The following is a 21387-nucleotide window of genomic DNA, read 5'->3' on the forward strand; positions in this document are numbered from 1 at the left end:
CTTTTTAAACCCCCGAAATGCGAATTTTCCTTCCGGTAGATCGACTGGCCTTGATCGATCAGTGGACGACACGCTAGTGATGCGACCCACAATGCTTTCCCGGCCGCGTTCGCGACGGTAGCTCCGCGCTCGTTGTACGAAGTCTACAAAATAGTTCACTGGCTCGATGATGCGTATGCTCGTTCCATGAGTAATGAGCAAACGTCGAATTCAACACAAAGGATTCGACCATTCCGGCAAGCAAAAGCGAGCCCGGAAACCCTCAAACGGCTCAAACAGCATTTGGGCGTCCTGTCCACCGTGGCACTAAAACACCTTGATCAGTCACTGCCCTGGTATCGGGGTCTACTTCCCGAAGAACGCGCAGCCCTCGGTCTCGTGGCGCAAAAGGGAATTGCCTCCTTTGTTTCTTGGTACGAGCGACCCACCACCTCACCCCAGTGGGTGCTTAACGACGTTTTCGGCGCGGCTCCCACGGAGCTCACCCGTTCGATCAGCCTGCAAAAGGCACTCCAACTGATTCGCACCATCGTGGAAGTTGTTGAGTCTCAGGTTCCGGACATCGCACCGGAGGCCGAACACACACAATTGCGCGAGGCAGTGTTGCGCTATTCGCGAGAGGTCGCCTTTGCCGCAGCTGACGTTTATGCCCGAGCCGCGGAGACCCGGGGCGCCTGGGATTCACGCCTCGAGGCACTGGTGGTGGATGCGGTGATGCGCGGCGAATCGCAGGATTCCCTGCGCTCACGCATTGCCGCGGTCGGGTGGAAATCTCACGAAAACATCCTCGTGATGATTGGTGCCACCCCCGCTTCTTCACAGGTGGGATTTGTGAGTGAACTCCGTCGAGCCGCCGCACGATATGCCCGCGACTCCCTGGTAGGTGTCCACGGCGAACGGGCGATTCTGATGCTCGGTGGTGTGGAGGCGGACCGTGCCGGCCTCGATCGGCTGGCTTCCTTCTTCGGTGACGGACCGGTGGTTTACAGCCCCCTGGCTCCCACCCTCAAAGAGGCCTCGACCTGCGCGAAGGCAGCTTTTGCAGGGATCGCTGCGGCCAAGGCCTGGCCACTTGCTCCGCGGCCCGTGGACGCGGACGATCTGTGGCCCGAACGTGTCATGAACAACGACGTGGAGGCCCGCCAAGCCCTAGTCGCCGGGATCTTCAACCCGCTCATTAAGGCCGGCAACGGTTTACTTGAAACACTCTCGAGCTACCTTTCACTCGGTCATTCGCTGGAAGGCACGGCACGTGAGCTCTTTGTCCACGCCAACACCGTGCGCTACCGACTCAAACGAGTATGCGACGTAACGGGGTGGGATCCGCTGGTGCCGCGTGAAGCCTTTGTGCTCCAAACCGCCTTGGTCGTCGGTCGTTTGGATACCGAAACGTCGGAAAACATGCCCGAAACGCGGCAGGCGGTGCCACGGAAGGCCTCAACCGCCTTGTAGACTTCCTACAAAACCATGCCGTCAAGTCGGTGTGCGAAATCAGCCGTCGCGAGCAATATCTTTGGAAAGCTGGAATAGTGCTAGCAATCGTGTGCCCTGGACAGGGCTCCCAGACCCCCGGATTCCTTTCTCCGTGGCTTGAAGTTCCCGGTGTTTCCGAACACCTGGCAGAACTTTCCGCCATCACGGAGCGCGACCTGACCGCCCATGGGACGGTCTCCGATGAAGAGACCATCAAGGACACGGCGGTGGCCCAGCCATTAATCGTGGCCGCCGGCCTGATCGCGGCCCGAGCGCTGTTCGGCGATTCACTGCCGCAGAATTCGATCGTTGCGGGACACTCGGTTGGAGAGATCACTGCAACCGCCTTAGCCGGAGCCCTTTCCGAACAAGACGCGATGGTCTTCGTGCGTGAACGCGCTAATGCCATGGCGCTGGCCGCCGCAGCAACCCCCACCGGCATGGCTGCCGTCTTGGGCGGTGACGCTGAGGAAGTCAACGCGGCCATCCTGGCCGCCGGACTCAGCCCGGCCAACGCTAACGGCGGTGGACAGATTGTTGCCGCTGGCACGCTGGAGCAGATTGCAGCATTTGCCGCCAATCCTCCGGCCAAGGCTCGAGTCATTCCGCTGAAGGTTGCCGGAGCATTCCACACCCACCACATGGCCCCGGCCGTTACCGTGCTTGAGGAACTTTCCGATTCCTTGGTTGCCAATGACCCGTCCACCCCGTTGCTCTCTAACTTTGATGGACAGCCGGTAGCCGACGGTACTGCGAACCTGGCTTCGCTGGTCGCGCAGGTTTCACGCCCGGTCCGCTGGGATTTGTGCATGGAACAACTCGCGGCACAGGGCGTCACCGGCATCATTGAGTTGCCGCCGGCCGGAACTCTCGTGGGCCTTGCCCGTCGCGGCTTGAAGGGCATCCCCACCCTCGCGCTGAAGTCCCCCGAAGATCTCGAAGCCGCTCGCGCCTTCGTGCTCGAACATACCCAAGCATAGGAAGTCCCCGAATCATGACTGCAGTGATGAATCAGACCACGGCTCGCGAATTCAGCCGCATCCACGGTGTGGGATCATTCCGCCCAGACGTCGTTGTCACCAACGAGGACGTTTGCCAGTGGATCGACTCCTCGGATGAGTGGATCCAGCAGCGTACCGGAATTGTGACTCGGACCCGCGCCGATGCTAATACTTCGCTGCTGGACATGGCTGAGGGAGCCGCACGTTCGGCGCTGGCCTCGGCCGGGATTGAAGCCAGCCAGCTTGGTGCCGTCATCATCTCGACCGTGACCTTCCCGTACGCCACCCCGTCGGCCGCATCTGCCTTGGCCGATCGCATTGGTGCCACCCCGGCACCGGCGTTCGACATCTCCGCCGCCTGCGCCGGCTACTGCTACGGCGTCGCCCAGGCCGATGCGCTGGTGCGTTCCGGTATGGCCGAGTATGTCCTGGTCGTTGGCGCCGAAAAGCTCTCGGACGTCATCGACAACCACGAGCGCACCATTTCCTTCCTGCTGGGCGACGGCGCAGGCGCCGTCATCATTGGTCCCTCGGACATCCCCGGCATCTCCCCCTCGGTATGGGGCTCGGACGGCTCAAAGTGGAACGCCATCGGCATGACCCACTCACAGCTTGACCTGCGCGATGCTGTCCTGCAGGCCGAGTCGTCCCCGGAAGGCGCCTCCCTGATGGCGGCCACCGAGGCCACGCTGTGGCCGACCCTGCGCCAAGATGGCCAAACGGTCTTCCGTTGGGCAGTATGGGAAATGGCCAAGATGGCCAAGCTTGCGCTGGAGAAGGCCGGCCTCACCGCCGCCGATCTTGCCGCATTCATCCCCCACCAGGCCAACATGCGCATCATCGATGAGATGGCCAAGCAGCTCAAGCTCCCCGAGTCTGTGGTTATCGCCCGCGATATCGCCACGAGTGGTAACACCTCGGCTGCTTCCATCCCCATGGCCATGGACCGTCTGCTCACGGAGAACCCCGAGCTTTCCGGTGGATTCGCTCTGCAAATTGGATTTGGCGCCGGGCTTGTCTTTGGCGCTCAGGTTGTTGTCCTGCCCTAGGCTTTAGTCTCAGGGATTCAACCCATCATTCGGACCGCGCACCTGTGGTCCGCATAGTCGTCGGGCTTGTTACCGGCAAACATAGAAAAGGAGCCATCATGGCTAGCAACGAAGAGATTCTGGCCGGCTTGGCCGAGATCGTCAACGAAGAGACCGGTCTGGAGACCGAAGCTGTTGAAATGGACAAGTCCTTCACCGAGGATCTGGACATCGACTCCATCTCGATGATGACCATCGTCGTCAACGCCGAAGAAAAGTTCGACGTGAAGATCCCGGACGAAGAGGTCAAGAACCTTAAGACCGTTGCAGATGCAGTGAACTTCATCGCTGCTGCACAGGCCTAAGTCTGGTCTTTGATGCATGCTCCCCTTGGAAGGGGTTCTCGTAACGGGCGCACCTTCCAAGGGAGCATCATCGCCGCTTAATTTTCTAGTTGGTGCGGGCGCTATGCCCACCAATTCGTTTTGTCGGTTTAGTCACCGAACCCTAATTTTACGATCCAATCCGGAAACGGTGCTGTTGTCACCGGATCCGATGCTAGGATTCCCAGCTAGCTTCGCTAGCCGTTTCGTCCCACCCAGTAGAGAGTTTCAACATGGCCCGCAAAGTTGTTATCACCGGCCTTGGTGCCACCACCCCGATCGGCGGAGACGTCCCGACCCTGTGGGCCAACGCGCTCAAGGGTGTCTCGGGCGCCCACACCCTGCCCGATGAGTGGGTTGAAACCTACAACCTGCCCGTGAAGTTCGCTGCCAAGGCTTCGACTCCGGCCTCCGAGGTACTGTCCCGCGTTGAAATGAAGCGCATGGACCCCTCCACCCAGTTCGCTGTGGTTGCTGCTCGCGAGGCTTGGAAGGATTCGGGTATCGAGGAAGTTGACCACGACCGTTTGGCCGTTGCCTTCGCCACGGGTATTGGCGGGGTCTGGACCTTGCTCGATGCCTGGGACACCTTGAAGGAAAAGGGCCCGCGCCGCGTCCTGCCGATGACGGTACCGATGCTGATGCCCAATGGCCCTGCCGCGGCTGTTTCCTTGGACCTCGGTGCCCGCGCCGGAGCACACACTCCAGTTTCTGCTTGTGCCTCGGGAACCGAAGCCATGCACATTGGACTGGAATTGATCCGTTCGGGCAAGGCTGATGTTGTGGTGTGTGGTGGCGCCGAGGCTGCCATCCACCCGATGCCGATGGCATCCTTCGCTGCCATGCAGGCGCTGTCCAAGCGCAATGACGACCCGGAGCATGCTTCGCGTCCGTACGATATTGACCGTGATGGCTTTGTCATGGGTGAGGGCGCCGGCGCTCTGGTCCTCGAGGCCGAGGAACACGCCATCGCGCGTGGCGCAACCATCTACGCCGAGTTGGCTGGCACCTCGGTCACGGCCGATGCTTACCACATCACCGCGCCGGACCCGCAGGGCTTGGGCGCAACTCGCGCATTGAAGGCTGCCATGTTTGACGGTCTGATTCAGCCCGAGGACGTGGTGCACGTTAACGCGCACGCCACCTCCACCCCGGTTGGCGACAAGCCGGAATACACCGCGCTGCGTGCGGCACTGGGATCGCACCTGGACAACGTCTGTGTCTCCGCCACCAAGTCCCAGATGGGTCACCTGCTGGGTGCCTCGGGCGCGGTTGAGTCGGTATTGTCCGTACTGGCCGTTTACCACCGCAAGGCTCCGGTCACCATCAACCTGGAGAACCAGGATCCGGAAATCCCGTTGGATGTTGTTGTGGGCACGCCCCGCGAACTTCCGCAGGGCTCCATCGTTGCGCTGAACAACTCGTTCGGTTTCGGTGGACACAACGCCGTGGTGGCCATCCGCAGCGTCTAAGTCACAGGTTCAGGGCGCACCTGAACGCCAATGAGTCGGGGCCAGCAGTGAAAACTGCTGGCCCCGACTCATTTTTTGTTACTGCAGCTTTTGTGTCGCCAACCGGATCGCTCAGGATGGAGGGAAACCCCACAAGGAGATATTTCAGCCGGTGATAAATCTACCCGTTGGTCTCTCCACTAGTTGCGATGTTTTAATGCGATGTTTGCGGATCTCACATCGAGGTGCTGAGAAAAGATGTTGGTCTTAGATCACCTGATGCAGCCAACGCACCGGAGCGCCTTCTGCTGCATAGCGGAAGGGCTCGAGTTCTTCGTCCCAGGCCTCACCCAGTGCGATGGAGAGTTCCTGATAAACAATGGCAGGATCTCCGGCGCCCTTTTCGTAGGCCCAACGGATGCGTTCTTCGGAAACCATGATGTTTCCGGCCGCGTCGGTGGTGCCGTGGAAGATGCCCAGTTCGGGGGTGTGTGACCAACGACTGGAGTCAACGCCTGGGCTGGCTTCCTCGGTTACCTCGTAACGCAGGTGAGCCCAGCCTCGAAGTGCGGACGTCAAAAGTGCACCGGTCCCGGGTTTCCCGGTCCAGTTCACTTCGGCCCGGGACATGCCCGGGGCGGCGTTCTGCTCCGTCCAGTGCAAATCGGTCCGCTGGTCAACAACGGAACCGATCGCCCATTCGATGTGCGGGCACAACGCTGAGGGGGCTGAGTGTACGAAAAGTACGCCCCTGGTCAGTACGTCAGACATGCTTTCCTCCGATGAGCTGTTGTTACGTCTTCCCCAACGTCAACAGGCACCAATCCGGAATGTTGCTAGTCCTCTTTAGTATTCTCCACGATTATACGACGTTCGGCCAGCGGTTTCCCATCAAGTCTTCCGTCGCTATGCCCGCGGATGGGCTTTTTGGTAGCTGTCCTTGAGTCGTTCCACCGAGACATGTGTGTAAAGCTGCGTTGTGGCCAGCGAGGAATGGCCCAGAATCTCCTGGACCGCACGAAGATCCGCACCTCGGTCCAACAAGTGTGTCGCCGCCGTGTGGCGTAAAGCGTGAGGTCCGCGAGCAGCGGTGTCCCCCAGTGCTTCAAGGGCATCCGCGACCACTTGGCGGGCTTGGCGCGCATCCAGGCGCCCTCCGCGCGAACCCAGCAGCAGGGCTGTACCGGATCGATCGCTACGTAACACCGGTCGCGCTCGACGAAGCCAATCATCAATCGCGTGCAGAGCCGGTTGCCCAAAGGGGACGGTACGTTCCTTGTTTCCCTTGCCGATCACTCGCAGGGTTCTCCGGTCCAAATCCAGATCGTTGATATCTAAGGAGACCAGCTCTCCCACTCGAATGGCCGTGGCGTACAGCAGTTCCAAGATCAGCTTGTTCCTATCGGCGAGCGCGAGCTGTTCGAGGCTGGGTTCGGAGTTTTTGCCCTCGGATTGCGGGGGTGCTGGAGCAGTGAGTTGAAAGATGCGTTCTATTTGGTTGTTTTGCAGGATGTGCGGTAGACGGTGTTCGCGTTTGGGTGATTGCAGGCGGATCGCTGGGTTGGTCTGGATGAAGTTTTCGCGTACTGCCCAACTGAGGAAGCTGCGGATGGTGGCGGAGCGTCGGGCGAGGGTTGCTCGGGCGAGTCCGGTCTCTTGCAATTCCATGAGCCAGGAGCGCAGGAGCGTGAGGTCTAGGCCGGCAAGGTTGCTGGCGCCGCGTGGGATGGCGTAGGCGTAGAGATTGGTGATGTCGCTTGAGTAGGCGCGGAGCGTATGTTCGCTGCGTTCTCGTTCTAGCTCCATGTAGCGCAGGAAGCCCTTGTGGGCGCTGTTGAGCTCGGCGGGGATCTCTACGGCTTCGCTTTTTTGTTCGATTGGCTCTGGCACGTATCCACTCTCTCCCCCAGCATGCTTCGTGCAATGGAGCCACGCCGGTTGCCTCGTGGGTTCTGGGATTCAGGGTGCGCTTGGTGCTCCGCGTTGGGGTTCGGGTCCGCGGGGGAAGCGCCGTATCCATCCGTTGCCGGTTCGTTCTGCTAAGTGGCGGGCGGAGAGTCGGGAGAGTCCGCCGAGGATGGATCCCATCCCCAATCCGGCCAGAACGGCGAGCTGATCTGCGGTACGGGGGCTGCGTAGGGGCAGGGCGTCAAGGAGCAAGAGGTCTTGCACGGGCAGGCCGTCATAGTCACGGGCGTCGTCCTCGCTTTCGCTTCCCCCCTGCCGTTGGGCTATCTGCGGGGAAAGTTCCGGTGGACGTTGGGCAGTGGTGAGCATTTCGATGACTTCTGCTGCGTCGGTGACCAAGGTTGCTGCGCCCTCACGGATGAGTCGGTGACAGCCGGCAGAGTTGGCGGAGAAGACCGATCCTGGAGCGGCTCCGACGTCGCGGCCCATTTCTGCTGCATGGTGCGCGGTGCTCAGTGCTCCGGAGCGCCAGCGGGCTTCGGTGACGATGGTGATGGCGCACAGTGCGGCGATGAGCCGATTGCGTTGCAGGAAGCGCCAGCGTGTGGGTGTTGCGCCGGGTGCGACCTCCGCGATGAGTAGGCCGTGGTTATGTACGCGCTGGAGCATTTCGTCATTGCCGGATGGATAGAACCTGTTCAGTCCCCCTGCCATGACGGCGATGGTTGAGGTAGACGGCAAGTCATCAACCCCCCGTGGCGGTCCGCTCTCGGCGAGCGCGGCTTGGTGTGCCTGGGCGTCGATCCCATAGGCGCCGCCGGAGACGATGCAGAGGCCGTGCGCTCGGAGTCCGTGGACGATTTCGGCGGTGATGGTGCGTCCGTACTCTGTGGCGTCGCGTGATCCGACGATGGCAATGAGGCGGGCTGGCTCACGCAGGATGCGCAGGTTTCCGGTTCCGCGATACCAGAGGGCTAGGGGTGCTCCTAGTCCGAGGGCTTCGAAGCCTAGGGGCCAGTTTTCGTTCGCTGGGGTGATCAGTCCTCCCCCTAGGGCGTTCATGCATTTGAGATCCGATTCGGGGTCGGCGTGGGAGGCGCGGGCTCTCCAGCGTTCAAGGCCGGCGTCCAGGCGTAGTGAGCTTCGGTTGGCGCCGTTGGCGTCGAGAAGTTCTGCTACCTGTTGCTGTTCATTGGCTGGGGCCGGGCCGTGGTGTCCGCAAATGATTCGGTAGGCCTCCGTTGCACCGGCGACTTGAACGAGTGCGGCGCCGGTGAGGTCGTTGGGTTCGATGATGTGGCTGAGTCCGGCTCGCGCAAGGGTCTCGGCGTGTGGATTGTTCATGGGCATTGGTGGCTTCCGGCTGGGTCGATCCCGTGTAGCGCGGTGTGTGGTTGCGTTACCTAGGGCGAGTGCTGCTGCCTCTAGCGTGTGCGCGCTAACCCTGTACCCCGCCCGGGGTGCGTACCGTCTGTGGATCGTTTCGGCGCCCTACCTAGGACGGGCGCCTATTGTGTGGGTAAGTGATGTTGATGTGTGCGGCGCGCGGGGGCGAAGATGTTGCTTGTGGGCCCTCACATGGGTAACGATGGTTTTAGCCCCGCTCCGCGGCGATCTCGCCTTAGAGCGGATGGTTTGGCAATGATCCTTCTCAACGAAATTAGGCCTGACAGATGACGAAGATGAAGTTACCCCTTTTTGCGGCACTGTCCATGGTGGCTGGCTCGCTGGTGCTTGCCGGTTGCTCTAACCCCACGGCGGCAAATCCGAATGAGGATGGTGCGAGTTCTGGCACGTTGACCGTCTCCTCGGCGAACTTCCCGGAGTCGGAGATCATTGGCAATCTTTACGCCGAAGCGCTGAAGTCCGATGGCTATACGGTGGAGACGAAATTCAACATTGGCTCGCGCGAAGCCTACATTCCTGCGCTTGCCGACGGATCGATCGACCTAATCCCGGATTACACCGGGAACCTCCTGCTCTTTATTGACCCGTCGGCGGATGTTTCGACCCCCGCGGCGATTCTTAGTGCGCTTCCGAAGGCCTTGGAGAGCAAGAGCTTGAGTATGCTCACCGCTGCCGAGGCAGAAGATAAGGATGCGGTAGTTGTCACCCGTGCCACGGCGGAGAAATGGAAGCTCACGAGCATTGCCGATTTGGCCGCACACAATGACGAAGTCGTCATGGCTGGACCGCCGGAATTCAAGAAGCGTGCGGTGGGGCTACCGGGACTTGAGAAAAACTACGGTTTCGTTCCCTCCAAGTTCGAACCCATTTCCGATGGTGGCGGCCCGGCAACGGTGAAGGCCTTGCTTGATGGGAAGGTCACCGCGGCGAACATCTTCACCACCAGCACCGCGATCCCGGCCAACGATCTTGTGGTGCTGGAGGATCCGAAAAATAACTTCCCAGCCCAGCAGGTAGTTCCGGTGGCAGCCGCCGGGAAGTTGGATGAAGGAGCGCAAAAAGCCATCGATGCGATCTCGGCAAAGCTGAGCACCTCGGAACTGATCAAGCTCAACGAGCAGGTCTCCGGCGATGCCAAGGTGGAGCCCCAGCAGGCAGCCATCACCTGGTTGACGGATCAGGGCTTGCTGAGCAAGTAGTTGCCCCACCGTGCGACATTCGAACACTAGAACAAGTGTTCGAATGTCGCACGGAACGGCTTACCCGCCGGTGGGAACCCACCATCTGGGAGCCGAAATTCCGCGTCAATTAGCCACCGCCCAGGAGCCACGAGCCACCCATGATCACCTTTGAATCAGTATCCAAGAGCTATCCCGGGGGAACTCGGGCGGTGGATGAGCTCAATTTAGAGATCGCCACCGGATCCTTCACGGTGCTCGTCGGACCCAGCGGCTGCGGCAAAACAACATCGATGCGCATGATCAATCGCATGGTCACCCCCAGCTCCGGACGGGTATTGATCGATGGGCAAGACGTTTCGGGCATTCGCGCGGTAACCCTGCGCCTGGGCATCGGCTACGTGCTCCAAAATGCTGGGCTCTTCCCCCACCGCACGGTCTTGGATAACGTAGGCACGGTTCAGCGCCTCTTGGGACTGAACAAGGCTCAGGCCCGAGCCAAGGCTTATGAAGCCCTCGAACGGGTTGGGCTCGATGCGTCTCTCGCTCTGCGCTACCCCGCCCAACTCTCCGGCGGACAACAGCAGCGCGTGGGGGTGGCCCGAGCCCTTGCCGCTGACCCGCCGATCTTACTCATGGACGAGCCATTCAGCGCCGTTGACCCGATCGTTCGCCTCGAGCTACAGCGCGAGGTTCAACACCTGCAGGCCGAGATCAAAAAAACGATCGTGATGGTCACCCACGACATCGACGAGGCACTGAGCCTCGGAGATAAGATCGCGGTATTAGCACCGGGCGGGGTGTTACAGCAATATGCCGATCCGCTATCCATCCTCACCCGACCAGCCACCAACTTTGTCTCAAGCCTCGTTTCCAAGGACCGTGGCTTCCGCGCCCTGTCGTTCGAATCACTGACCGGCCTATCGTCCACCGAGCTTCCGGCTCCCGACGCCGCCGGCCGCATCCACCTTCCCACTCTGGGCAAGGGGTTCAGCGCCGAGATCAACCATGACGCCGCAACCGTGAGCTGGAGTGACGGCGTCACGGTCGGCTCGGCACCGCAGCCGATCATACGGCCCGGGGATTCTCTGCGCACGGGGCTTGATGCCGTCCTCGCATCCCCCGCATCCGCCGCCCTGCTGGCCGATCACGCTGGAAACATCGGCTCGTACTTCACCCTGGCGGACCTTCATCCGCTACTGAGCAAGGCAACGCGGGTTAGCTCATGAACTGGCTACTGGCCAACTTTCCCCAAACCTGGGAGCTAACCACTGCTCACCTGTACCTGAGTCTGGTTCCGACGGTGCTCGGTGTGGTGCTCGCGCTGGGACTTGGGCTGATCTTTGGAAATCGGCCGCGCAGCAGGGCCGTCATCACCTCCATCGCCAGCGCCGTTTTCACCATCCCGTCGCTCGCGCTCTTTGTGGTGATCCCCTCGCTAATCGGCACCCAGATCCTTGACCCACTCAATGTTCTGATCGCCCTGAGCCTGTATTCGACCTCGCTGCTGGTTCGTACGGTCTTTGACGCTTTGGATGCCGTAGCCCCGGAGGTACTCAGTGCCGCCGAAGCGCTGGGCTACTCGCCGGCTCGTCGCCGCGTTTTTGTTGACCTTCCGTTGGCCCTGGGACCGTTGGCCGCGGGCACCCGAGTGGCAGCGGTAACCAACGTGTCGCTGGTGTCCGTCGGCGCAGTCATCGGCGTTGGCGGGCTGGGACAGCTTTTCGTTTCCGGCTACCAACGCAACTACCCGGACCAAATCTTGGCGGGAATCATCATGATCCTGATTCTCGCGCTGATCTTGGACCGACTCATTGCCGTGGGTGCACGCCTCGCCACCCCGTGGTTACATCAGGGAGCGGCCCCTAAATCGTCCACGAATAAAGCACCGCGGAACCCCAGCATTAGCACCGGCGCCAACACCGAAGGAGTGAGCTCATGATCAACGACATGCTCTCCTACCTCGGCGATGCAGCAAATTGGACTGGCACAGCGGGAATCCCCGCACGCCTCGGAGAACATCTCTGGTATTCGTTCCTAGCCGTGCTCGCCGCGTCGATCATCGCCGTCCCACTCGGGGTCTTCATCGGGCACACCGGCGTGGGCAAGGTGTTCCTCGTTTCGGCCTCCAACGTCCTGCGAGCGCTGCCGTCCCTGGGCATCATGACACTTCTGGTCCTCCTGATGGGCGTCGGGTTATTACCCCCGGTCATAGCACTGGTTCTCATTGCCATACCCCCGATCTTGGCCGGCGTGTATGCGGGTGTGGCCAATGTGGAGCCAGCGGTGGTGGATGCCGCCCGAGCCATCGGCATGAAGGACTCACGCATCATCCTCCAAGTTGAACTTCCGCTGGCTCTCCCATTGATCTTGGGCGGGCTGCGCGGCGCCATCCTGCAAGTCATTGCCACAGCGACCATCGCCGCCTACGTCAATCTGGGTGGACTGGGGCGCTATATCTTCGATGGGCTGGCCTTGTACGACTACGGGCAGGTGTTGGTCGGCGCCGTTCTGGTCACGGCCTTGGCGCTGGTTCTCGATGGGCTGTTAGCCCTACTGGCCCGCGTGCTATCGCCTGACCGCCGCCTGGTTTCGCGTTAGCCCACGTCACCCTTGCCGTGCTGGCGTAACTGGATCGCCACATCGATATCGTCGGTCGTGGGACACGCATGCTCATTCAGATCGGCGATTGACCACGCGATCCGCAATACCCTGTCGTGCCCGCGGGCACTAAGCCGCAAAGATTCGGCGGCCGCATTCAATCCGGCCGTCGTGGCCAACGGCAAAGACAGTTCATGGCGCAGCACCGCGCCACTGACTTCGGCATTGGTGACCCAGCCCCAACGTTGCAACCGCTCGCTAGCCGCTGAGCGTGCGGCACGAACCCTGGCAGCCACCAGGACCGAAGACTCTGCCGGGGCCCGCAGAGCGAGCTCACGGGCCGAGAGAGCAGGAACAAAGAGTTGCATGTCGATCCGATCCAGCAACGGACCAGAAAGCCGGGCCAGGTAACGACGGCGCTGCATGGGGGTACAGGTGCAATCGGTACCCTTACCCAGGTTTCGTCCGCAGGGACACGGATTCGCCGCCATCACCAGTTGAAAGCGGGCCGGGTACGTCGCAGCGCCTGCAGCGCGGTGAAGGGTGAGCACTCCCGATTCCAAGGGCTGGCGCAACGCATCCAACGCTTGCGCCGAAAACTCGGGAGCCTCATCTAGGAACAAGACACCGCGGTGGGCACGGGACGCAGCTCCGGGCCGCGGGATGCCGCTGCCCCCGCCGATCAGGGCAACCATTGAGGCACTGTGATGCGGTGCCTCGAAGGGCGGGCGGCGGATCAGTGCGGTGATCAGGCCGCCACCTGAGGCCAAGGAATGCACCGCGGTGGTTTCCATCGCTTGGGTGTCGCCCAGATCCGGCAGCAGCCCGGGTAGGCGTTCGGCCAACATGGTTTTTCCGGCGCCCGGCGGGCCGGTGAGCAATAGATGGTGGCCGCCGGCGGCTGCAACCTCCAGAGCGTAGCGTCCCTGCCCCTGCCCGATGACCTCGGCAAGGTCCAACGCCCCGGACTGCCGCGTACCCCAATCGGTATTTCGCGGTCGTGGGGAATGGTGTCGGGCACGAAATTTCAGTTCGGCCGGGTCGGCCCCGTAATCGGCAAGCAGTTGTGAAAGGTGGGCATAGGAGCGCACCTGAGCTCCGGCCACCAGTTCCGCCTCGGCCTGGTTGTCGCCCGCGACCACGATTCTCCGGTAGCCGGCTCGCACGGCGGCCATGACCGCCGGCAGCACCCCGGCTACCGGACGCAGTGATCCATCAAGACCCAGCTCCGCCAGATACACAATGTCGGCGGGTAGCGTGATCGACCGATCGGCGGCAAGGGTGGCCAACAGGATGGCGAGGTCGAAGCCGGATCCTCGTTTGTGCATGGTGACGGGTGTCAGATTTACGGTGATGCGCCGGTTGGGCATGGGTAAGCCCGAGTTGCGTGCCGCCGAACGAATCCGTTCTCGTGACTCGTTCAGTGCAGCATCGGGCAACCCCAGCAGGATGAATCCGGGAATGCCGTTGCCAATGTCGGCTTCGATTTCAATGAGTTGGCCGTTGAGCCCGTTCAGGCCGATGCCAAGAGTCCGCGCCAGACTCATGACTCCACGCCGATCAGGTGTTCGATTTCCGGATCCCGCCCCGGGGCCATGAGGATAGCGATCACATCCACGCGCGCTGTATTTGGATCCCTGCGGTGTGCAGCGCACCACCGACGCACCAATCGGGAGATCCTGCGCAGTTTCACGGGGTTTACCGCCTCGGCCGGATGCCCAAAGCCCAATGAGGAGCGAGTCTTCACCTCCACGCCGATGATTTGCCCGGAGCCTTCGGCCACGATGTCCAGTTCTCCCACGGTGCAGCGCCAGTTGCGACTCAACACCGTGTAGCCAGCGTTGGTGAGATACACGGCTGCCAGCTCTTCACCTGCAGCACCGAGCTCTTGGTTGTGATTCACGTGCACACGCCCCTTGAGAGATGCGGCCGACTCGGGAGTCCGGAGTCGGACCGCTAACTTGATTTCTCTTAGCGTGGGTGCCGTGGTGCCACGTAGCTCGACTGACCTGCAGGGGTGTTGATAACGCACGGCAATCCTTCGGCGAGCGCCGTCGTTCAGAGTAGGTTCCTTGGCACACAACCAACGGAGCACTGACGATGAGACGTACTGTTCATCGTCAGCGCTCCGTGTTCAACTTTCACCGACGTGTTCTTGCTACCCGGCATAGGGCCAGGACCAACCGCCGTTCCCCTCGGGGTCGTAGGCGACCTTGCCGCTCACATCGGCGACATCAAGAACAACCTTCCCTCGAACGCTCTGCCCGGGATTTACCACCGCGGGAAGTAGCGCCGAATCATCCAGACACCCCCACGCTGTTTCGGAGGTGAGGTTTTTGCGTACCTCCCCGCTACCGGTAGTGATGGAGAAGGCCTCGGCGACCAGCGGCATGTAGAGGTCCCCAGTTTTCCCTCCGACCTTCTCAGACACGGAGCTCGCTAGGCTGGCCTTAACATCAAGGATGAGAAACTTTGTTCTCGTGGGACGAAGCTGGCCCGCTCCAACACGCGCATCACACCGATCCGCCAGTTCGGCATCAGTGACCTGGATCGTGAAGTAGGTCTTTTCGGTAGATTCATCAACAAGACCCGCAATTTCTCCGGCGGCCTTTTCAACATTGTCGAACCGATCCACCTTCACTTCCGCTCCGGTCATCGGATGGGCGCCCGCCGCGGGCGTTCCAACGTCAAGACCAGATGGGCTCTGCCAGATGTTGCCACTGGCTGCTGTCGCAACCCCGACACCGACGGCGGCAATGGCTAGCACCAATAAACCCGAGTTCAGTGGGCTGATTTTTCTGCTGTGATTTTTCATGGTCAGTACCGTTTCAGGTAGTCGCCGGAATTAACCCGAATTCCATTCTGGGTCAGGTATTTGCTGATCTTGGATCCACCAAGGTAGGCCCAGGACTTTCTGCCGTTGATGTCGGTGACAATCTTGCGGTTGTAATTCTGGTCCGCCAGGGGCTTATTGGCGTCATACCGTTCCCATTTGTCGAGGGAAGCTAGCGCACTCTTGTAGCTTTCGGGTTTGATGTCCATGCGCTCCACCACGACGGTGCGTGATTTTGTTGTTGTGGGAACAATGAATGACCACCAGGTTTGGTTTGGCTTGAGGTACATGTTGAATGCCGAGAGTTTGGTGGTGCTTTCCTTCACCGTGCGTCCCCGCAGCAGGTAGTACGCCGATTGGCCCTTTCGCAGCGTGCCATACACCGACACCGCGTATTGCTCCTTGGTCTTCAGATACTTGCTGGAGATCCAGCCCGTCCCCTTCGAAGTTTTGACCTTCGACCAGCCCGATGAACCGGAAATATAGGTCACCCGTTCGTTGAACGGCACTACTCCGAGGCTCGCGTATTGTGTGCTGTTACCCTTTCGTACGTTCACGTTGGCCGTTGTCCAGCGGTAACTAACCGAAGGTTTTGTCGGCGGCTTGCTCCCCGTGACATTTTTTAGGTAGGCGCTTGCTACCCAGCCAGATTGACTCTTGTAGCTGGTTTTGCTCCAAGTTCCACTGGTTGATGTGACCGAAATGGTGGTGCCCTTGGGGATCGAGAGCAAAATCTTCGACGAAGTGCTCTTGGCTTGGCGAAGATTTAGATTGTTGGTCGTGATCTTCTTGACCGCAGTTGGCGTGGTGGCCGGTGCATTCTTGAGGTAGGCCGATGACAGCCACCCCGATTTGTTCTTGTGTGTCGTTTTACTCCAGTCATCAATGACTTCGGTGATGCTCAGTTTCGTGTTTTGCGGGATCGTCAATATCACCGCTGAGGAGGTGCTTCTGCCAGATCTCAGGTTCAGATTGTTTGTGGTGACTTTCGTCAGTTTGACCGTCGTCGCGCCAATGCCGAGGGCTGCTAGCGTCACTGGCGCGCTTCCTGGCGGTAAGGTTCGCGACACTTCCGCGGCTTGAGCATCCACAACCCCGTGGACCCCAGCACCACTTCCGGTCACGAAGATGGCCAGTACCAATGCCGTGATCATTCGCTGCTTCGGCAATCGAATCTCCCCTTTCAAATAAAGGTTCACAAAAGACCGCGCACTACCGAAGCGGTCACGAGATGCACCATACGACCCTCGACTGACGAAGCAAAACACCAGTAGACGATGCCCTGCGCTCATTAACGACGAGTGATTGATTTATGCTCTCATCTAAGTAGTGTCCATGACTAGGGAAAAAGTGACGCAACCGATCAATCTAATTTAATTAAATTCATAGCCGCATGATGCCGACCGTCACTTCGGGAGAAGTCGAGATCGCCTCAGCTAGTGACGCACCTGCCGCAGCTCTCCGGCGAGCGCCCTCGTGATGATCGCTTGGGTCGCCTGTCGCTTCACCTCGCGTAGATGCGGCGCGCGTACGACCTCGGAGGCAGAAACTCCATTGAGGTGGGGCGCTCGCCGGTGGAGCCATCAAAGGTAGGTTCGCGATCACCCGGCAGCGTGTTGGTCCACAACCTGAGGGAACTCGTGGCTCGCACAGCGCGGCCGAGAAACGAGCAAGTCAGCCGTTTCCGGCGCTGCTGCAGCTAGGGAGACACCAAATTCTGGACAGTTATCGATGCCGTGTAGCGTGAATCCAAGCGCGTTGGTATCAGAGGCCGGCGGAACCGACGAGTCCGATTGAACAAACTATGCGTTGTCTGCTTCGTTGGCCTCACTACTGTGTAGCCCGCTGCCGGCGGCGAGCATGGTCAAAAGGGATCGAGTTGAAGTCCAGCATATGCGGCAGCTCATCCATCGATAACCTGTCTGCCCTAGGGCTGGTGACTCACGCCGGGCGTTCGTCGTTTCCGAGTCTGCGTACCCGCGGCACCGCGTCCTTCAACGATGAAATATCGAGTAGGAAATCCACACGCAGGGGTTTGTTGTTTCCCTCGGCGTCGGGGACATTGTTCACTGTGACGCTTCCGGTCAGTTCCCGGGCGTCCAACGCGCGGTGAATCCAGAATCTATGGTTGAGCCGGTAACACACACGATCACTACTGGCGTCGCCACCGTTGATCTCTCCCGGGTAAATATTCTCTGCACTGAGGTCACGCAACTCGACATCAAGTTCAGCGCCGCTGAGGAGTTCGTTGCTTCGTCGGTACCAAGCTAGGGCGTCTTCATGGGCCCCGCGCAGATTGACGTAGTTGAATTCAAGCAGCACCCCGTTGCTGTGTACCCGAACCGTGTCCAAGCGCAGAATCCCCTGCTGGCTTTGGTGCAGTACGTCATTCACAATGACGGTCACGGGCAGTTCATCAAGTCGCGGTTCACTGGACGCTTGGTCATCTGCTATTTGCTCTTCGGCCTCCAGCAGCTGGGCCATGGCCACGGGATCATCAAGGATCTCGGGTACGTCACGATACAGCGGACCCGGTAGGAAGCTATGCCCGGTCCACGCCCGATGTGACAGCCCCAGACCCTCGAAGGCCTCCTGAACGTGATCGGAGGCGGCGAGAAGCCCCGGATCTTCGTTCCCGGAGATAAAAGACCGCCCGGCGTCGATGCCGAGGGCAGCAACCACGCTCCGGTAGCTGGTGAGAGCACCGTGCAAGGCGGTGATGGCCGAGTCAAAGGCGTGACCCCCCGCCTGCTGGTCCGGTACCCCGTCATCAAAGTGGTAGTCGAGCGTGCTGAGGTAGGGTAGCCCGTTCAAAGTGCCGCCCGAGACCCGGCCAAAGGAAACTGTGCCGAAGTCACCCGCGTTCGCGGCCGCACCCTCGTGGTCTGCGGGATTCTGCTGCTCTGGCTGCTCGCTCATCTGCGCGATGTCTCCCCTCATGACGGCCCAAATCTTTTGACCGAGCCTAACAGCAGGAAAATTTCGCGTGGTCATGGCTTGGCTCTGTCACAAGAAGGATCTCGCTGGACCTAGTTCAAACCGTCCTTGGGGATCGAAAGGTCTTCGACGCGGTTCAGTTCCTCGATGTTGACGTCCTTAAACGTTACGATCCGCACTGACTGGACAAAGCGGCCCGTGCGATATACATCCCACACCCACGCGTCGGTGAGCGTCAGATCGAAGAAGACCTCGCCGTCGGATGAGCGGGTCTTCAGGTCAACATGATTGGCCAAGTAAAAGCGGCGCTCGGTTTCAACAACAAAGTTGAAAAGGTTTGCAACGTCCTTATATTCACGGTAGAGCTGCAACTCGAGTTCGGCCTCGTAATTCTCCAGATCCTCGGCACTCATGATGCACTCCGCCCTCACCCTATGAATCGATGGTTGCGCCCCGGCCATAGGGGGTGGTTCGCGCCGGGAGTGCCAACGGACCGTCTGGCCTGTTCCCCCTACGGTACGCCGCCTGACCGCTCAGCGCGGACATTGAGCCGAGTCTTATTTGCATTCTGATCAACGAGCGATCACAAGGTCGGCAAGGCGCTCACTGGCACCTTGCCGATCTGGGTTATGTCAGTTCCAGCCCGCTCTTCGGAATCGTGAGTTCTTCGGTTCGATTCAGTTCCTCGATGTTCACGTCTTTAAACGTGACGATGCGTACCGATTTCACGAAGCGGCCGGTGCGATAAACGTCCCAGACCCAGGCGTCGGTCAGCGTGAGGTCGAAGAAGACCTCCCCATCGGCCGAGCGGGTCTGCAGATCGACGCCGTTGGCCAGATAGAAGCGGCGTTCGGTCTCGACCACGTAGCCAAAAAGCCCTGCCACATCCTTGTATTCGCGGTAGAGCTGTAGCTCAAGGTCGGCCTCGTAGTTCTCAAGGTCTTCGGCACTCATTCTTTTTCCTTCGCCTTCCTAGGAGAGTTATTGGCTCTTGGGTGTTAATTGCCAGCTGCGGCGGTGGTAATCGGTGGCTCCGTTTTCAAGAATTGCCTGCCGGTGAGATTCTGTCCCATAGCCCTTGTTTTGGATCCAACCGTACGCTGGGTAGGCCCGATCATAACTATCCATGAGGTCGTCGCGCTCAACTTTGGCGAGGATGGATGCGGCAGCGATGGACAGTGCCAACAGATCGCCCTTGATGAGAGTCCGGACCGGTATCTGCAGGCCGTCAACATCTTCGGGGTCACCGAATCCCGGCAGCAGGGAATCCAACAGAGTGGGTTGGGTGGTGGCCGAAAGCCAGTCGAGGTTTCCGTCGAGCAACACCGCATCCGCCGTTTGTTGCTCGTGCGCCATATTCACCGCTCGCAGTCCCGCCAGCCGCAGTGCTGCGACGAGGCCCAAGGCATCAATTTCCGCGGCACTGGCGTGCCCTACTCCCCAGGCAGCTACCCAGGATTTGATGGCCGGAACCAGCTCATGGCGCACTGAATCGGAGAGTAATTTAGAGTCCCTGACCCCGGGCAGCAACGGGACGTTGGCCGGGTCAATGACAACATAGCCAACTGACACCGGACCGGCTAGTGAACCGCGCCCCACCTCATCGGCCGCACCAATGTAGCGGTGACCACCCTCCGAGGCCAGTGCACGTTCGTGGATGAGGGTCGGTGCCACCGACGCCACTATTTGACCGCGGCCGGAACGTTGGCGAAGACTTCGTCGTGTCCGGAGATCCCACCGATGCGGTTCAGCGGCCAAGAGATTACTGCTGCGCGGCCCTCAATGGAGGAGATATCGACAAAGCCGTCCTGAATATCCTCGTGGTAGCGGGAGTCTGCGGAGGCTCCGCGGTGATCCCCCATGACCCAGACCTTGCCTTCGGGAACAAGCTTGCTGAATTTGATGTCCGAGGGATTATCCCCGGGGTAAATGTAGGACTCGGTGATCTCTACGCCGTTCACCGTGAGCTTGCCATCCGCAGCGCAGCATTCCACGGTGTCACCGGGCATACCGATAACGCGCTTGATCAGGTGTTGATTGGATGGATCTGGGGAAAGCCCAACAAAGGTAAAGAAGTCCCGAACGGGGTTGGAGGGAGCCGCCGCCACCGGTGGCAGCCATCCCAGCTCGTCCCGGAAGACCACCACATCGCCACGTTCCAGATCAAAAAGCCCCGGTGCCATCAAGTTCGCGAAGATTCTGTCGTCAACCTGCAGGGTTTGCTCCATGGAGCCGGAAGGAATGTAAAACGCCCGGAAGAAGAAGGTCTTAACAACAAGCGAGATCACCAGCGCGGCGATGACAATGATGAGGATCTCCCGAATGGAAGCCCACACGGGGTTGCGGTGCTTGCGCGGTCGTTCGGGTATTGCGGCGGGGTCGCTGGCATGGCTCACGTGTGTGCAGGCCCTTTCCATTAATTCTGATTCGTTGCCGAGGTGGCACATGGTCGTATCTGCCGGCCATCGGTCAACGCAGAGCCTGATCGTGCTCCTTCAGCTATAACCCTACGTCGCGCGGCGCCCACCGGAGCCTCATGGCGCGCCTGAGGGAATCCCGAGGCACGTCATGAGGCTTCCGGCGCCCCGGTTAGCTAGAAGCTGCGGGGCTGGCGAGGCCGGAGGATTCCGTGAACTTAAGGGCAATATCGCCGGTTACATTAGCCGCAGAGAGACCGGTCTTGATGGTTTCCAGCTGTTCTGGGTCCACTGCCAACGTGATGGTCCCGTGGCGCCCGGAGGGTACGTATTTGTGGATGGCCGTAGCAACCGATCCACCCTGTGCCTTCTGCCAGGCCATGATCTTGGAAATCGTGGCGTCGAGTTCGGCGGCCGAATGTCTGGCGAGATGAGCGACGGCTCCGGCCGCAGTCACTGCATCCGCCGATTTCTGGTCAGTGACGGCGACATGGAGTTTGTTTTCCGCGATCCATCCCTCCGCGTATTTCTCGCCGAGCGAATCCTTCAGGTTTGTATTAAGTTCAAGCAATTTTGGATCCTGGGTCTCATTCTGGCTAGTGGTGGCGGTGGGGGTAGGCTGCGTGCCAACCTCACTGCCGCAGGACGTGAGCGCGAAGGCTCCTATCAAAGCTGCTGCCCCCAGCATGGTGCGGGCTGTATATTTCTGCATGGCTAAACCACCTTTGATTTGGACCGATTCTATGGGCCTAACCCGGACATTGGCTGAT

22 protein-coding genes are annotated in these 21387 nt (G+C 60.1%); 9 read left to right on the forward strand and 13 right to left on the reverse strand.

The window, feature by feature from the left end:
* The first annotated feature begins 186 nt into the window (after positions 1–186).
* The 5 genes from KUF55_RS09965 to fabF all read left to right on the forward strand — a co-directional run bounded on the left by KUF55_RS09965 (position 187) and on the right by fabF (position 5357).
* Positions 187–1452 carry a CdaR family transcriptional regulator gene (locus tag KUF55_RS09965; protein ID WP_218816526.1) on the forward strand — a complete coding sequence of 422 codons (1266 nt, stop codon included), beginning with the start codon at positions 187–189 and terminating at the stop codon, positions 1450–1452.
* 77 nt (positions 1453–1529) lie between these two features.
* Complete coding sequence (locus KUF55_RS09970) at positions 1530–2453, forward strand: ACP S-malonyltransferase (RefSeq protein ID WP_132357848.1); 924 nt, start codon at positions 1530–1532, stop codon at positions 2451–2453.
* Positions 2454–2467: 14 nt separating this feature from the next.
* Positions 2468–3523, forward strand: a complete 1056-nt coding sequence (locus KUF55_RS09975) for a beta-ketoacyl-ACP synthase III (RefSeq protein ID WP_132357850.1) — start codon at positions 2468–2470, stop codon at positions 3521–3523.
* Between the two features lie 98 nt (positions 3524–3621).
* Complete coding sequence (locus tag KUF55_RS09980; RefSeq protein WP_132357851.1) at positions 3622–3867, forward strand: acyl carrier protein; 246 nt, start codon at positions 3622–3624, stop codon at positions 3865–3867.
* Positions 3868–4118: 251 nt separating this feature from the next.
* On the forward strand, positions 4119–5357 hold the full coding sequence (fabF, locus tag KUF55_RS09985; protein ID WP_132357853.1) for a beta-ketoacyl-ACP synthase II: 1239 nt from the start codon (positions 4119–4121) through the stop codon (positions 5355–5357).
* 246 nt (positions 5358–5603) lie between these two features.
* Here the strand turns inward: fabF and KUF55_RS09990 are convergent, their stop codons facing one another.
* The 3 genes from KUF55_RS09990 to KUF55_RS10000 form a co-directional block, all read right to left on the reverse strand.
* On the reverse strand, positions 5604–6107 hold the full coding sequence (locus KUF55_RS09990) for a DUF3145 domain-containing protein (protein ID WP_132357855.1): 504 nt from the start codon (positions 6105–6107) through the stop codon (positions 5604–5606).
* A 135-nt stretch (positions 6108–6242) separates the two neighbouring features.
* A complete protein-coding gene (locus KUF55_RS09995; RefSeq protein ID WP_218818748.1) occupies positions 6243–7142 on the reverse strand; it encodes a tyrosine recombinase XerC in 900 nt (299 codons plus the stop codon).
* Between the two features lie 153 nt (positions 7143–7295).
* Positions 7296–8588, reverse strand: a complete 1293-nt coding sequence (locus KUF55_RS10000) for a DNA-processing protein DprA (protein ID WP_218816527.1) — start codon at positions 8586–8588, stop codon at positions 7296–7298.
* A 329-nt stretch (positions 8589–8917) separates the two neighbouring features.
* On the opposite strand from KUF55_RS10000, the gene KUF55_RS10005 reads away from it, so the two are divergent.
* From KUF55_RS10005 to KUF55_RS10020, 4 genes are all read left to right on the forward strand, one after another.
* On the forward strand, positions 8918–9850 hold the full coding sequence (locus KUF55_RS10005; RefSeq protein WP_218816528.1) for an ABC transporter substrate-binding protein: 933 nt from the start codon (positions 8918–8920) through the stop codon (positions 9848–9850).
* Positions 9851–9990: 140 nt separating this feature from the next.
* Positions 9991–11058, forward strand: coding sequence for an ABC transporter ATP-binding protein (locus KUF55_RS10010; RefSeq protein WP_132357863.1), 1068 nt, complete (start codon positions 9991–9993; stop codon positions 11056–11058).
* Positions 11055–11771 (forward strand): ABC transporter permease, encoded by a 717-nt coding sequence (locus KUF55_RS10015; protein ID WP_218816529.1) that lies wholly within the window; start codon positions 11055–11057, stop codon positions 11769–11771. Before KUF55_RS10010 ends, KUF55_RS10015 begins: the two co-directional genes overlap by 4 nt.
* Positions 11768–12430, forward strand: coding sequence for an ABC transporter permease (locus tag KUF55_RS10020; protein ID WP_132357867.1), 663 nt, complete (start codon positions 11768–11770; stop codon positions 12428–12430). Before KUF55_RS10015 ends, KUF55_RS10020 begins: the two co-directional genes overlap by 4 nt.
* Here the strand turns inward: KUF55_RS10020 and KUF55_RS10025 are convergent.
* From KUF55_RS10025 to KUF55_RS10070, 10 genes are all read right to left on the reverse strand, one after another.
* The gene (locus KUF55_RS10025) at positions 12427–13977 is read right to left on the reverse strand and encodes a YifB family Mg chelatase-like AAA ATPase (protein WP_218816530.1); all 1551 of its coding nucleotides are present in this window, start codon (positions 13975–13977) and stop codon (positions 12427–12429) included. The two genes, KUF55_RS10020 and KUF55_RS10025, sit on opposite strands and share 4 nt — an antisense overlap.
* Positions 13974–14333, reverse strand: coding sequence for a YraN family protein (locus KUF55_RS10030; RefSeq protein WP_132357871.1), 360 nt, complete (start codon positions 14331–14333; stop codon positions 13974–13976). The genes KUF55_RS10025 and KUF55_RS10030 overlap by 4 nt, the downstream gene beginning before the upstream one ends.
* Positions 14334–14588: 255 nt before the next feature.
* Positions 14589–15245: a hypothetical protein gene (locus KUF55_RS10035; protein ID WP_218816531.1), complete on the reverse strand. Its 657-nt coding sequence runs from the start codon at positions 15243–15245 to the stop codon at positions 14589–14591.
* Between the two features lie 2 nt (positions 15246–15247).
* Entirely contained in the window at positions 15248–16417 is a 1170-nt protein-coding gene (locus KUF55_RS10040) for an SH3 domain-containing protein (RefSeq protein ID WP_218816532.1), read from the reverse strand.
* Between the two features lie 787 nt (positions 16418–17204).
* A complete protein-coding gene (locus tag KUF55_RS10045) occupies positions 17205–18182 on the reverse strand; it encodes a hypothetical protein (RefSeq protein WP_218816533.1) in 978 nt (325 codons plus the stop codon).
* A 110-nt stretch (positions 18183–18292) separates the two neighbouring features.
* On the reverse strand, positions 18293–18613 hold the full coding sequence (locus KUF55_RS10050; RefSeq protein WP_132357879.1) for a DUF2469 domain-containing protein: 321 nt from the start codon (positions 18611–18613) through the stop codon (positions 18293–18295).
* 214 nt (positions 18614–18827) lie between these two features.
* Entirely contained in the window at positions 18828–19154 is a 327-nt protein-coding gene (locus KUF55_RS10055; RefSeq protein ID WP_132357880.1) for a DUF2469 domain-containing protein, read from the reverse strand.
* A 27-nt stretch (positions 19155–19181) separates the two neighbouring features.
* Positions 19182–19874, reverse strand: a complete 693-nt coding sequence (locus KUF55_RS10060; protein WP_370630908.1) for a ribonuclease HII — start codon at positions 19872–19874, stop codon at positions 19182–19184.
* An 8-nt stretch (positions 19875–19882) separates the two neighbouring features.
* The gene (gene lepB, locus KUF55_RS10065; RefSeq protein ID WP_218816535.1) at positions 19883–20596 is read right to left on the reverse strand and encodes a signal peptidase I; all 714 of its coding nucleotides are present in this window, start codon (positions 20594–20596) and stop codon (positions 19883–19885) included.
* Between the two features lie 193 nt (positions 20597–20789).
* Complete coding sequence (locus KUF55_RS10070; RefSeq protein ID WP_218816536.1) at positions 20790–21329, reverse strand: hypothetical protein; 540 nt, start codon at positions 21327–21329, stop codon at positions 20790–20792.
* Between the last annotated feature and the right edge of the window lie 58 nt (positions 21330–21387).

This window comes from Paeniglutamicibacter sp. Y32M11 (genome assembly GCF_019285735.1).
Classification (GTDB): Bacteria; Actinomycetota; Actinomycetes; order Actinomycetales; family Micrococcaceae; genus Paeniglutamicibacter.

What these genes read in the sequence shown, in the direction of transcription:
- KUF55_RS09965 (WP_218816526.1), top strand. Translation starts at nt 187, where the DNA reads ATGAGTAATGAGCAAACGTCGAATTCAACACAAAGGATTCGACCATTC.
- KUF55_RS09975 (WP_132357850.1), top strand. Translation starts at nt 2,468, where the DNA reads ATGACTGCAGTGATGAATCAGACCACGGCTCGCGAATTCAGCCGCATC.
- KUF55_RS09980 (WP_132357851.1), top strand. Translation starts at nt 3,622, where the DNA reads ATGGCTAGCAACGAAGAGATTCTGGCCGGCTTGGCCGAGATCGTCAAC.
- fabF (WP_132357853.1), top strand. Translation starts at nt 4,119, where the DNA reads ATGGCCCGCAAAGTTGTTATCACCGGCCTTGGTGCCACCACCCCGATC.
- KUF55_RS09990 (WP_132357855.1), bottom strand. Translation starts at nt 6,107, where the DNA reads ATGTCTGACGTACTGACCAGGGGCGTACTTTTCGTACACTCAGCCCCC.
- KUF55_RS09995 (WP_218818748.1), bottom strand. Translation starts at nt 7,142, where the DNA reads ATGGAGCTAGAACGAGAACGCAGCGAACATACGCTCCGCGCCTACTCA.
- KUF55_RS10000 (WP_218816527.1), bottom strand. Translation starts at nt 8,588, where the DNA reads ATGAACAATCCACACGCCGAGACCCTTGCGCGAGCCGGACTCAGCCAC.
- KUF55_RS10005 (WP_218816528.1), top strand. Translation starts at nt 8,918, where the DNA reads ATGACGAAGATGAAGTTACCCCTTTTTGCGGCACTGTCCATGGTGGCT.
- KUF55_RS10010 (WP_132357863.1), top strand. Translation starts at nt 9,991, where the DNA reads ATGATCACCTTTGAATCAGTATCCAAGAGCTATCCCGGGGGAACTCGG.
- KUF55_RS10015 (WP_218816529.1), top strand. Translation starts at nt 11,055, where the DNA reads ATGAACTGGCTACTGGCCAACTTTCCCCAAACCTGGGAGCTAACCACT.
- KUF55_RS10020 (WP_132357867.1), top strand. Translation starts at nt 11,768, where the DNA reads ATGATCAACGACATGCTCTCCTACCTCGGCGATGCAGCAAATTGGACT.
- KUF55_RS10025 (WP_218816530.1), bottom strand. Translation starts at nt 13,977, where the DNA reads ATGAGTCTGGCGCGGACTCTTGGCATCGGCCTGAACGGGCTCAACGGC.
- KUF55_RS10035 (WP_218816531.1), bottom strand. Translation starts at nt 15,245, where the DNA reads ATGAAAAATCACAGCAGAAAAATCAGCCCACTGAACTCGGGTTTATTG.
- KUF55_RS10040 (WP_218816532.1), bottom strand. Translation starts at nt 16,417, where the DNA reads ATGATCACGGCATTGGTACTGGCCATCTTCGTGACCGGAAGTGGTGCT.
- KUF55_RS10045 (WP_218816533.1), bottom strand. Translation starts at nt 18,182, where the DNA reads ATGAGCGAGCAGCCAGAGCAGCAGAATCCCGCAGACCACGAGGGTGCG.
- KUF55_RS10050 (WP_132357879.1), bottom strand. Translation starts at nt 18,613, where the DNA reads ATGAGTGCCGAGGATCTGGAGAATTACGAGGCCGAACTCGAGTTGCAG.
- KUF55_RS10055 (WP_132357880.1), bottom strand. Translation starts at nt 19,154, where the DNA reads ATGAGTGCCGAAGACCTTGAGAACTACGAGGCCGACCTTGAGCTACAG.
- KUF55_RS10070 (WP_218816536.1), bottom strand. Translation starts at nt 21,329, where the DNA reads ATGCAGAAATATACAGCCCGCACCATGCTGGGGGCAGCAGCTTTGATA.